Origin of the sequence: Iodobacter sp. CM08 (assembly GCF_033446605.1) — a bacterium.
Taxonomy (GTDB): domain Bacteria; phylum Pseudomonadota; class Gammaproteobacteria; order Burkholderiales; family Chitinibacteraceae; genus Iodobacter.
Genome location: NZ_JAWQUO010000029.1, coordinates 45,338 through 57,212, shown reverse-complemented (window position 1 = coordinate 57,212; position 11,875 = coordinate 45,338). Strand labels below are relative to the sequence as shown.

Sequence of the window (11,875 nt, the reverse complement as noted above, 5' to 3'; positions counted from 1 at the left end):
CCCTTTTGCATCTGGATTGGGTTGATTGCCATGACGACCACTCCACAAAAGAACGTTCGTTCACCTTAGGCCTTTTAGGTGGTTTGAGCAAGGAGGTTGAGCAAGAGACATAATCAGGTAAATTGATGCTAGCTGCCGCCATGCTATTTGCTACGCAGTTTGCTAGTGCTACACTATTTGTTCCTAATAGTGCGAGTGATACTTCATTAGTCACAATAGGGGATGATTTTTCTAGCTCAGCTTTAGGCTTAAATTTTGGTTTCCAATTTTTTGGTAATAGCTACGCTAAAACGTATATGGGCAGTAATGGTTATTTGACGTTTGGGGCTGCATCAAATGCCTATTCAAACGGCAGCTCCGCATCGCCAAATGGTAGCCCGGCTATTTCTGCTCTCTTTGATGATCTGCAGATCTATAAGCAAGGTACCATGCGTTATAATAATACCCGCAATGCTGAATTTACAGCAACATGGCAAGATATTGGTAGTTATTCACCACGCGTAGATAATGCGGCAACTTTTCAAGTGACCTTATTAGGTGCGGGAAATCGTTTTGGCTTGGCGAATGGAACGGTAGTCGTTAGCTATGATTATATTAATGGCAATAAACTATCTAGTAATGCAGCTACTGCCGGTATTAGCAATGGATCGACCACGATTGCATATAATGGCAGTGCAAATGGCTATATCGGTAATGGCGCTGCCACAGAAAATGCACTAGCTGGAAAGCAATTCTTTTACACCCCCAAAGGCAATAGCTATACCGTATCTACTATTTCACCAGTACCAGAACCAGAAACCTACGCACTAATGGGCATGGGGTTGTTGGGCTTATTGGCTGTACGCCGCCGTAAATTTAAGTAGTCGATTTATACGGGCGGCTGGCAACCGCCTTTTAATACTGTTATATAGCTAAGCTCGTTTTAATTTCAAAGCCACCATGCTTTTCAAGCGCCCCCCAAATAGATTGATCAATAGCCCCGACATCAGCAATAAAGACCCAGCCCATTGTAAGCCATTAAGCGTTTCGCCAAATACCAGCCACGCCGTAATCAGCCCCACAACCGGCACAAGTAAGCTAAATGGTGCAACTTGATTGGCGGGATACAAGCTAAATAATCGCGCCCATAAGCCGTATCCTAGTAAGGTGGCTGCCCATGCCAGATAAGCCACGGCGGCCAGTGAAGTCCAGCTAAAGTGGCTAATGGCACTGTTAATTGCTGCAGGCCCATCAATTATCCAAGAGAGCGCCAAAAAAGGCAGTGGCGGAACCAAGCTGGCCCAGACTACAAATGAAAACATATTTACCGGCCCTGTAGCGGCCACTTTGCGGGTAATTATATTACCCATTGCCCACATACCGGCGGCGCTCAGTGTCAGCAAAAATCCCAGTAATGGCATCATCTGTCCGTGGGCCGATCCAATAAAAGCGAGGCCAATACTTGCAAAGATCAACCCTGCAAGCTGGGCTTTTTTCCATTGCTCATTCAGCAGCAGGGCAGAAAGCACCAAGGTAAAGAAAGCCTGCGCTTGCAATACCACCGAAGCCAGCCCTGATGGCATGCCCATATTGATGGCGCTGAATAAAAATCCAAACTGCCCAACCGAAATCGTTAAGCCATAGGCCAAATATAGCCGTAATGGCACTTTAGGACGGGCGATAAATAGCACCGGTAGCGCAGCTAGCATAAAGCGTAATGCGCCTAGCAGTAATGGAGGCACACCATGCAGGCCAATTTTAATCGCTACAAAATTGATGCCCCAGATCAGCACAATTAAGAAGGCAAGCATTATGTCTTTGGTTTTCATGGTGGCTCCTTATGGGCAGACGCTCAGCTTATAAGACATCTGCCCGCTGCATCAGCTACAGAAAATCATAAATCGGTCGTAACAGCGGGGCTTATATTGCTCAGCTTTGGTGGTGGGGGGATTACCTTGGCTGTGCCACGCTTATAGTGCGTTGATGCAGTCTTTTGTACTTACAATATTGGCGAAGCGCCCAGCTAGTACCACTTCGGTTCTTTCTTTGATCTCTGCCGCGCTCAAAATACGGCCTGTTTGGGCGTGCTGCATGGCAAAGGTGAGGGTGGCGTCGGAGATGAAATCGACTTCATAGCCCATATCGCTGCCGATTCTGGCGGTGGTTTCGCAGCACTGCTCGGTGCGGATGCCAGTAATGAGCAGTTTAGTGATATTACGTTTACGCAGCCAGTAATCTAAGCCCGTATCACTAAAGGCGTTGTGTACATGCTTATGAAATACCACATCGTGCTGCGGCGGCAGCCAATCCAGCGGGATGACTAAGCCAGACTCCAGAGCAAATACACCGCTGGATACGTGGAAAATACGCACGATGGGGACATTTTTTGCCACGCAAGCTTCAATCAGCTGGCTGATGTTCTGTTGGAATTGTGGCATATCGTCTTCTACCCAGAATGGGCGATGCAGAAAGGATTGTTGTACGTCGATCAGGATCAGTGCGGTGTTTGACATGGTTTATCTCTCTGTAGTGCGTTGGGATTAGTGAGAGATTAAACCTGTATGCCTGTCTTGCTAATGGGTTGATTCGCCAAATTAGGGACGGATTACGCCAATCTATTCTTAAACAAGATAAATGCCGTAATTCATCTTGAGCCTATATGGCGAGTGCCTATTTTTAGAGCGGAGTTAGGGTAGAAATTATTGGGGAATAGATCTTCAATAAAAGGTTTTCTAGTGAGTCGCTTTCCTCAGTACTTTAGGCGTCATTTCTGTGCAGGCGGTAATCTATAGGGGGCCTCGAAAAACCTATATTTCTAAATAAGGCAAGGCGCGTATTAAAAAAATAGATGCTGCATATGTTTGATATGTAAGGAGATTTTTTTAATGTGCAACGCAGTATTATGAGATCAGATGGGTTTTTCGAGGTTCCCTATAATATTTGCCCCCAAAAAACTTTGGATCCCCGATAAAAATACTCGGGGATGACGTGCCTTGTTTCGTTGTGGGTTTGGCAAAAGCAAATGGTTGTGCTAATCAATCAGCCTTATCCTTCCGTCTTGCAGGCTTACTTTTTTACCCAGCCATGCTGTATCAATATCCGGCAGGATAGCCGAGGGGATTTTTAGCTCGCGCAGCAGGGTGGAGCCATGCGATAAAATGCCGCCAGAGCGGGCAATGATCGCGCTGGCTTGCCGGTAACGCTGGTGCTGGCCAGGGTCTAAGCTATCAACCAGCAAGATATCCTTGCCAAGAATGCCCTCGGCGTCCCCAGGGTAAATCAGCAGGCTGGCACTTTGGCCCTGTTCGGCAGAGCCGGTTTGCCAGAAGCTGCCGCGTCGTTTGCGTGCCGATGCGACCGGCGAAAATTGGCTGCGCTCAGGAACGGCGTGGTGCAGCTGGAAAAAAATCCGCATCAGCTGATCCCGAAAATGCTCGCGTACTTGGCGGTAATAACCGCGCATTCCTGGCAGGCCCAAGCGGTGCGCCACCCGTATCGGCCAAGGCCAAGCGTCTAAAGCGTTTAAGAGAGGCGTTGGATGGTTTGGCCGAGGCGTGGCGGGATCGGTTTCCCATGGCAGGCGGTGCGTGCTGGCGGCTAGGTTTTGATACACCGTAGCTGGCCTGCCTAAGGCATCGCCCCCACTGCTGGCTAAGGCTACGCCAATGCAAAGGTTTTGCTGCACCAGCCAGCAATAAAAGCGCAGCCACCAGCGGGCAAATTGTTCGGTGGATGCCTGCTGGTCTTCCAGCGTTTGTAATTCTGCTTGCCATTGTGCCAGCGCACTATCTAGCTGATTAATGGCAAGGCGGCTGGCAAATAGCATGCGGATAAACACCGGCAGCGAGCTGATCCAGCGCCAAGGCCGCATCGGCATGGCAGGCGTGCTGCCGCCAATTTCACGCGCATATTGCCGGCCATCCATGCCCCAGTCGGCCATTCTGGCAAGGAATAAATCGCTATTGATATAGCTGGCGTCATTATAAATGGCGCTAAATGGCTCGTTATCGTCTAGCACCCGTGTGTCCCAGCGGGCGTAGACCTGCGGGATGCTGGCGGCCGCCCCACGTTGCGCGGCTTCCATCCACTGGCTAGGGGACTCGGGCAGGATTTCATCGATATTGGCCGAAGTCAACCAGCGCTGCCACGGGTAAACCGTGACGGGCCGCGCCTGCAACATCCAAAACTGCTGGCCATCCCATGCCCACTCGATATCCAAATGCGCTTGGTGAAACGTGGCCACAATACTTTGCAGAAAATCCCATATTTGGCGCGGATCAGGGCCTGGTTGATGAAGCGATTTATTCAAGGAAGCGGGCTGCTGGCCCCATGCGCCACCCTTTCGGGATAAGAGCATAGTGTTTGGGCTGGCTGTACCGTCCACCAAGGCTGCTAAATGGCCTGCTACCCATTCAATATGTGCGGCCAGCGGGCGCACAAAGGCCACGCCCGATAAGACCGGCTCTATCATTGTTTGAACCGCCACGGTGCGCACGCCGCTGGCTAAAATCTCTGCCGTCTTGGCGGCGACATCCGCACTGGCAACGCGCAGAAAAGTCTGGTGTCGCCCAGCATTGGCAATATCAATGCCGTCTTCGTCATCTCCTGATGAGCGCACGGCCCAGCCATGTGGCGCATCCTTTAGCAAAAAGGCGCTTAAAGCGGGGTCATCAGCCTGTTGAATACTCATTAAAGCGGGCACCGACAGCCCTGCATGGCGGGCGAGTTGTAAACGCCCAGCCTTGGTGTGCGCTGCAAAGCCTGGCTCTCCTTGCTCCAGCCATTGCACAAAGGCGGCGGGCTGCTGCCAAAAAGGATAATGGCCCCAGCTTGGTTGCAAGGTAACGGTTAAATCGGCGCGGCAAAGTACAGCCTCCCATGCTGCCGCGTGTGCTGGGCTGACCACCTTGTCGTTGCTGCCCCAGATCAGCTCGATTGGGTCTTTAATCTGCTCAAATAAAGTCAGTGCTGAATCGGGCTGCACCCAACGAAAATAAGGCTGAAAAGCGCGGCAACGGCGATAGCCACTGGCAATTCTTGGATAATTGGGAGCAAAGCCAGCGGCGGCATATTGGCGGTGAAATAGTTTGGGATAGCGGGAAAGTAAGGCCTGCACCAAAGGCAAGACGCCAGGCACGGCCATCAGCCTAGGTAAACGCCGTTTCCACAGCAAAACGCCGACCGGTGAAAGCAAAACCACACGTGAGAAAAAACCGGGGCGGCGCAGCAGCAAATGCAAAACCGGCAGCGCATTAATCCCTGTCGCCAAAATAGCATGGCCAGGCGCTAGCTGCTTTTCTAGTGCCAATGAGAGTGCTTGCAAGGAATCAGGCAGCGGCTCGGTATTGTCGCCGAAGCCGGGCAGCTCTATAGCTTCAGCTTGATAGGCTGTGAAATGGGGCAAAACATCGTCCCACCAATCGCTGGCGCTGCCATTACCGGCAAGTAGATAGAGTTTTTTCATGGGTTTCTTTGTTTAAACGGCGGCTGACTGTCTTAGCTCGCCAGTGTAATGCAAAACCATGCCGCCATTTTTAAAGCCAATTTCAACGTCAAAATGCACTTTATCTACGCTGGCCCATTCCCTAGCCTGCACCCGTAAGGGGATGGGCAGGCCAAAGTAGCGGGTTTTCTGGCTGGTTTGCACTAGCTGGCCATCGATGACTTGGTTGTGTAATTGCAAAGCCAGCGGGCCCATCTGCTCCCAAAGCTGGCCATTGCGCCAGCGTTGGCGGGATTGCATGGGCTTGTTGGCAAAGTGGCGTTGCCAGATTTCACCACGGGCATCAGGGCTAATTTTCACTTGGCATGCTACGCCCAGCCCTTCTGCTGGCAATAGACGTAAGTGCATCGCTAGCCCAAGCAGGGCACGGATAAGCTTGGGTTTGCCCCATTTTACCTCGGCTTGCCCTTGCCAGAGCTGCTGCCCATTCAGGTGCAGGGTTTGCAGTAGGGGGCTCAGTAAAGAAAAATTCCTGCCGAGGGCTTGCTGATAAAGAGATGGCGGGCTCATTGCTGTTTACCAATCTGCGCTTGGCTCATTTGGATTTACTAAGCTGCGCTTGTAAAGCGCTGACTAAGTCTGGGTATTTAAAGCTGTAGCCTGCATCCAGTAAGCGCTGAGGAATCACCCGCTGGCCCTTGGTAAACAGCGCGCCCATTTCACCAGCCAGTGCGTCGATCAGCCACGCAGGCGTAGTGAAGAAGCTTGGGCGGTGCAGTAGGCGAGCGGCTGTTTGGGCAAACTGGGCTTGGGTGGGGGCTTCGGGGGCGGTAAGGTTGTAAGCGCCATTAAAGCGGCTATCGCAAAGTGCTTGGGCGATGATGGCCAGCACATCGTCCCTGTGTATCCAGCTGATTACCTGACGACCATCGCCCATGCGCCCACCAAGGCCAAAGTAGTAAGGCATTAATAGCTTAGGCAGTGCGCCACCAGGGCCAAATACTAAGCCTAGCCGCAGCCTGACCACTCGCAGGCCAAAGGTTTCGGCTTTGCAGGCGGCGGCTTCCCATTCGCTACAAAGTTGCGACATAAATTCGTTTTGTGGGCTGGCGCTTTCGTCCAACGGCTCATCGCCTCGGCAGCCGTAATAGCCAATGGCCGAGCCATTAATCAGCACGCTAGGTTTGTGCGCGGCGCGGGCCAGCCAGCCCAGCAGGCCTTGGGTGGTGGCAACGCGGCTGGCGAGCAATACTTGTTTACGCGCAGCGCTCCATCGTGGGCCAACCACGGGGCTACCGGCTAAATTGATTACCGCGCCAAATTTCTCATTAGTTGACAGCGCATCCCAGCTCGAAAACGCCCGCACTCGGCCCTGAAAGCGGCTATTAGCGGCCAGCGGATTGCGGCTGTAAAGGCAGAGGCTATGCCCAGCTACCAGTAATTGTTCGGTCAGCTCCGCGCCAATAAAGCCTGTGCCACCCGTGATTAAAATACTTTGCTGTGGCCCGTTTAAAAAAGGATTACTGCTCATGATCTGTGCCTCTTTAAAAAGTTGGTAGCTGGCAAATCCATCTCGAATCCCCGATAGACCCACCCCAAGCGCAAATAGACTTAATACCCAGCTATAGATGCCGTAACTGACAAGGTGTAAATCACTGCTCTGGCTGGCCCAAGTTGGGGCAATAGCGATGGCCCAGTGCCCAAACAGCGCACCACCATTCATGGCTAAAACAGTGTGAGTAATGCGCTCGGTGGCGGGTAAAAGGCGGCTTTTGTCTTCTTCAACAAAATCACAAAGCGTCAGAATGATTTCGATCAAAATCAAGCTAATTAACCCCCACAGCCACAGGCCACGCCATTCAAACCAGGCAAGGCCAGCAAACACCACGGCATAAAGTAGTGAGCGGATTGTATGTAAGCGCAGCTCGCGTCTGGCGGATTTTTCGCGAGGCAAGGCAACGGTTAATTCATGGTGGTAGAGGGTGTCAAAAGCGCCCATCAAGCCTTGAATGACGAGTAAATACAGAACGATTTGCATGATTTATACCTTGTCACTGATGTTACACAACACCCAAAATGGGTGGTTCTAATTTGAGATCGTTGCACGGGGCTGTTTTACCTCCCCTTAAGACGCGCCGAGCGAGGAACAAACGGGGCGGGGATGTCGTCAATTCGTGTTTGAGCGAAGCGAGTTGAATTGACACCGCCTCGTTTGTCCGCAGCTCGGGGTTTCGCGGATGCTGGGGCGGCCTTCTTTTGGTGCCTTTTCTTGGCCGCTCAAGAAAAGGCACTCCCACGCGGGGGACCCCGCCCAAAATATCGTGCCGCAGGCACTGAAAAATGGGCTACTGCATAACATCAACTGGTAAGCGGTGATCAAAAAGGCTTATTTACCATTAGCCAATACACCACGATCAGGCTAATAAATGCTGGAAAACCAAGGGCCGTCCAGATTCGCTCGTAGCGCCAGTATTTGGCGGGCAGGGCGCTGTTATCTTGGGCCTCGTTTTGCGCCATATCGCGCATTTTTAGCTGAAGCCATACCACAGGCAGCCAACAGATCCCTGCCAGTGCGTACAGCGCCATAGATATCCATAACCAATTTGCCGTCAGCGGGTAGCCCAGTGAGTAAGCCATCAGCAGGCCAGAAATCGGCTGAAAAATCACCGCTGGCGTGGTAAATAGCCAGTCCGCACGCACCACCCAGCGAGAAACCACGGCAATCGCTTGCACATTGCCGCTGCGATTAGTCACAAACATATAAAACGCCGTGCCAAGGCCGGTGCCAAACATCAGCGTGGCGGACAAAATATGTAGAAACTTGAGGGTCAGGTAGTAGTTCATTTCTTAGGCCTTTAAGGTGTGTAAGTGCTATTTAATGGCGTGCCGATGGTTTATGTGCCAGCTGATAAAATAAGATCAGTAGTGCCAGAATCGGCAAGTTTTTAAGCAGTGGGCCAAAGGGGTGCCACAGAAACTCCGGCAGCTTGCAGGCAATGATGATGCTGTAAGTCAGTACCAAGCAGAGTTGTAATCGCCAGCCTTTTCCCAGCAGGCAAAGCACGCCAAATAGCGTATCCATCGCCACCGATCCATAAAACAGCAGCGGCTGCCAAGCGCTGGGAATGCCTGTTTTACCAAGCAGGGCATAGCTTTCTGCTCGCGGCCACGCCCATAAGCTGACGGCAGCTGTGCCAAACCAAACTAAAGCAATCGATAGTTGTAAGAGCGGCAATAGCCAGCTGAGCTGTGCATGACGCCTAACTTCTGTTTTATCTTGTTGGGTAGGCAGGGCAGGCTGTGGGGCTCTGCCTAGTAAGGTGGCAAATGGTCGTGCATCGGCGCTATTACCGCTGCGCAGCATGCTGAGGCTGTCTGGCGTAAGCAAGGAATTCGGTAGGTATCTGGCGGCTAAATTTTGTAACCACGGCGCAATAGCCATGGTGAGGGCGGGGGCTAGGCCCATTGCCTGCCGCAAACTTTGCCACCAGTGGCTAAGCGGCATAGCTGTCGGCCCTACGGCGTTGATCACCTGTTTGCTAGCCATTGGCTGTGCTGCCAGTTTGATCAGTAGCGCAATCAGGTCGTCAATATGCACCGGCTGCACATCCGCTGCGCCGCTTAAATGGGTAAGGCAGGGCAGCGTGGCTAGGCTGCAAAATACTCGGCAGCTGGCCCCTTCTGGGGCATAAATCAATGACGGCCTGACAATTGTCCAGTCTAAATTTGATTCTGCAAGGCTGGCATCAGCGATGCCTTTGCTGCGCCAGTAGGCTGTAGGCGCATCGGGCGCTGCGCCCAGCGCGGAGATTTGAATCACGCGCCGCACACCGGCCAACTCGCAAGCGCTAAAGAGGGCCTGTGGTGCTGCACAATGTATATCGGCAAAAGTCTGCCTAGCAGATTCAGCAAAAATGCCCACCGCGTTGATGACAATATCGATGCCTGCCAAGTGGGGCAGCCAGTCATTAGGGCTTTGCAGTGCAGCAAAATCGGCTTGAATCGGCGTGTAATCTGCCGCACAGCCTGCATGGCGGCTAAGGAGCGTGAGGCTATGCCCTGCTGCTAATAAAGCCTTGCTTAAGCGGCTGCCGATTAGCCCGCTACCACCGAGTAATAAGATGTTCATGGCGTTTTACCTTAAAACAATTTTGGGGCGAGATTGAGCGTATTCATACCCGCCACTACAGGGCCGCTGTTTGCTTGTTGATGACATTTGGTTTCCTTTATTTCTGTATAAAGAGAAATAAATGGGTGAATTTTTAAACCTTGCAAACGCCATCGCGGCAGGCCGGACTAAAGCCAAGTAAAACGCTGATGCCGTAGCGGTGGCGGGCGATGCGGGCGTAAATCCAGCTGGATACGCCACGCGTTGCGCGCCAGACTAGCGGGCCAGTCCACCAGCCCCTGCCTACTGCACGGTAAAGCGTGGCAATGGCCTCAACCCCAACTAAAACCAGCCCATCATCGCGGCGGATATGCAGTAGTGCCTGCATTTTTTCCATACTGGCTGGGGCGGTGGCAAGCTCAAAATTTGCTGCGCTGATATTGACCAGGGTAAAGACACCCAGCTTATCTAGCCGTTTAAGCCGCAGCATTTCATGGCGGCACATCGGGCAGGCATGGTCATAAAAAAGAGTGTAGGCAGACATTTTGTGCTCCTAGTATTTAAAATACGCTGAGATTAAGAAAGCACTTGATGAAGTCTTTGGCTTAATAAGCGCTATGTAAATCAACTTTTTAGAACCGCACTTTGTATTTGTAGGAGGGTGAAACCCGCGAGCAATACGTAATAAAAACGCGGGTTTCACCCGCCCTACGATATTGATGATGAGTAAGCGTTAGGCATCGTGCGCGGCGCTTTGATTGCTATCCGCTTTATTCTTCTTTTCCAAACATCGAAGCCAGTTGGCCGATTTTCCCACCCATTTTTAACAACTTAAGTAATACGCTGGGCGGGAGGTTTTTAAAGTCGTCGTAGCCATGCAACAGCACTTCTAAAAACTCCAGCACTTGATCCATTTTTACACGGGTAGCGGCTTCGATTGCTGTATCGGTTTCGGCTTCAATGGCACACTGGCGTAGCACGGTGAGCGTTGGGTCTAGCTCGCGTTTTTTACGCTCTTCGGTGATCACACGGAAGATTTCCCACACATCTTGCAAGGCAATAAAATAATCACGTCGCTCGCCCAATATGGGCAGATCTTTTTTGACCAGCCCCCAGCTTTGCAATTCCTTCAGGCTATTGCTGACATTGGATCGCACCAAGCTAAGCGTTTCACTGATTTCTTCAGCAGTTAATGGCTGGTTCACCAGAAACAGCAGGGCATGAATCTGCGCCACACTGCGATTCACCCCCCATTTAGTTCCCATCTCGCCCCAGTGAGCGATGTATTTCTCCATAGTTGGGCTGAGCTGCATTTTATTTCCTTTGTTTCTGTCTTTAGAGAAATTAGACTCCTAATGTAGATGGAATGCAAGTAAAAGGTGTGGAGGCTTAGGATTTTTGTAGCTGTAGTTATTTAATCGGCAATATTGGCTGGTCAGGGATAGCCTTTCACCACCAATGCACCAGCCTAGCCAATGCATAAACGCAGACCGTAGCGAGGCCAATTAAAGCGGGCGTTTGCCATTGCCGGTTAACAGGATAAGAGGCGGCAATCAGCAGCAGACAGCAGATCATCCAGCCCCAGCTAGTGGCTAGCAAGCCCAGTAGCCAAGTGCAAGGCAGCAGGGGAATAAGCCAGCTGCAAGCTTTTAATGATTTGGCATGACGGCTGCCTATAGGGGGGATTAGTTCGGGGAGGTGTTTTTGTAATTGGGTGCTAGCTTGGGCTGGTTGCTGGCGTAAGCCCTTAAGTAGTTGTGTGGCAAATGTTGGCTCTAAGCCTTTGGCAATGAGCAGGCCGTAGAGGCCAAGGCTGGCTTCAGCACCGGGTAAGTTGTGTGCTGCTGGTTCGATATAAGTAGCCCGAGTTCGCCATATTTGCCAGCTTGCGCCACTGATGGCAAGTAGCCAGAGGGCAAATTGCTGCGATGCAGTGAGCCGCTCAAAGCCTGCCAGCAGGGCTAATAGGCTGACGTTAAGCAAAATGGTGTCGTTTAGGCTTTGGCAGATCAGTTGGTAGCGATGCTGGGCTGCGCTTTGATAAAGCGCTGCGCCGCTTAAGCCGCGTTTAATCAATGCCGGTGTAAGCAGCGCTGGCCCTAATCTTGCCAGTAAAAAAATCCACCAGCGGGCCCGTTTAGAGTACGGCCCTTTTGCCTCTAGTGCTGCCAGCTCTAAGAAATACCACTGACGAGGCGAGCCCGATTCATGATCAGAGAGGGCAAGGTAGATGGCAGATTTATCGCTGGAGGAGAACATAGATATAAATTGTAGGGGCACGGCATGCCGTGCCCTATGTGACAATCATTAAATATATGGCTTGATGCCAATAAGCCACGGCATAC

General features: G+C 51.6%; 11 protein-coding genes. 1 reads left to right on the top strand and 10 read right to left on the bottom strand.

The window, feature by feature from the left end:
- Window positions 1-125: 125 nt before the first annotated feature.
- A complete protein-coding gene (locus R6242_RS16030; protein WP_318428645.1) occupies window positions 126-863 on the top strand; it encodes a PEP-CTERM sorting domain-containing protein in 738 nt (245 codons plus the stop codon).
- 48 nt (window positions 864-911) lie between these two features.
- On the opposite strand, the gene R6242_RS16025 is transcribed toward R6242_RS16030, so the two are convergent.
- The 10 genes from R6242_RS16025 to R6242_RS15980 form a co-directional block, all read right to left on the bottom strand.
- Window positions 912-1,808, bottom strand: coding sequence for an EamA family transporter (locus R6242_RS16025; RefSeq protein WP_318428643.1), 897 nt, complete (start codon window positions 1,806-1,808; stop codon window positions 912-914).
- A 141-nt stretch (window positions 1,809-1,949) separates the two neighbouring features.
- The gene (locus R6242_RS16020; protein ID WP_318428642.1) at window positions 1,950-2,492 is read right to left on the bottom strand and encodes a cysteine hydrolase family protein; all 543 of its coding nucleotides are present in this window, start codon (window positions 2,490-2,492) and stop codon (window positions 1,950-1,952) included.
- Between the two features lie 518 nt (window positions 2,493-3,010).
- Window positions 3,011-5,443, bottom strand: coding sequence for a PEP-utilizing enzyme (locus R6242_RS16015; protein WP_318428640.1), 2,433 nt, complete (start codon window positions 5,441-5,443; stop codon window positions 3,011-3,013).
- Between the two features lie 12 nt (window positions 5,444-5,455).
- Window positions 5,456-5,992 carry a DUF4166 domain-containing protein gene (locus R6242_RS16010; protein WP_318428638.1) on the bottom strand — a complete coding sequence of 179 codons (537 nt, stop codon included), beginning with the start codon at window positions 5,990-5,992 and terminating at the stop codon, window positions 5,456-5,458.
- Window positions 5,993-6,017: 25 nt separating this feature from the next.
- The gene (locus R6242_RS16005; RefSeq protein ID WP_318428636.1) at window positions 6,018-7,460 is read right to left on the bottom strand and encodes a TIGR01777 family oxidoreductase; all 1,443 of its coding nucleotides are present in this window, start codon (window positions 7,458-7,460) and stop codon (window positions 6,018-6,020) included.
- Between the two features lie 338 nt (window positions 7,461-7,798).
- Window positions 7,799-8,266: a DUF2269 domain-containing protein gene (locus R6242_RS16000; protein WP_318428633.1), complete on the bottom strand. Its 468-nt coding sequence runs from the start codon at window positions 8,264-8,266 to the stop codon at window positions 7,799-7,801.
- A gap of 31 nt (window positions 8,267-8,297) precedes the next feature.
- On the bottom strand, window positions 8,298-9,551 hold the full coding sequence (locus R6242_RS15995) for an SDR family oxidoreductase (protein ID WP_318428631.1): 1,254 nt from the start codon (window positions 9,549-9,551) through the stop codon (window positions 8,298-8,300).
- 133 nt (window positions 9,552-9,684) lie between these two features.
- Complete coding sequence (locus tag R6242_RS15990) at window positions 9,685-10,074, bottom strand: DUF393 domain-containing protein (RefSeq protein WP_318428629.1); 390 nt, start codon at window positions 10,072-10,074, stop codon at window positions 9,685-9,687.
- A 226-nt stretch (window positions 10,075-10,300) separates the two neighbouring features.
- The gene (locus tag R6242_RS15985; RefSeq protein ID WP_318428626.1) at window positions 10,301-10,843 is read right to left on the bottom strand and encodes a GbsR/MarR family transcriptional regulator; all 543 of its coding nucleotides are present in this window, start codon (window positions 10,841-10,843) and stop codon (window positions 10,301-10,303) included.
- Window positions 10,844-10,979: 136 nt separating this feature from the next.
- The gene (locus R6242_RS15980) at window positions 10,980-11,810 is read right to left on the bottom strand and encodes a hypothetical protein (RefSeq protein WP_318428624.1); all 831 of its coding nucleotides are present in this window, start codon (window positions 11,808-11,810) and stop codon (window positions 10,980-10,982) included.
- Between the last annotated feature and the right edge of the window lie 65 nt (window positions 11,811-11,875).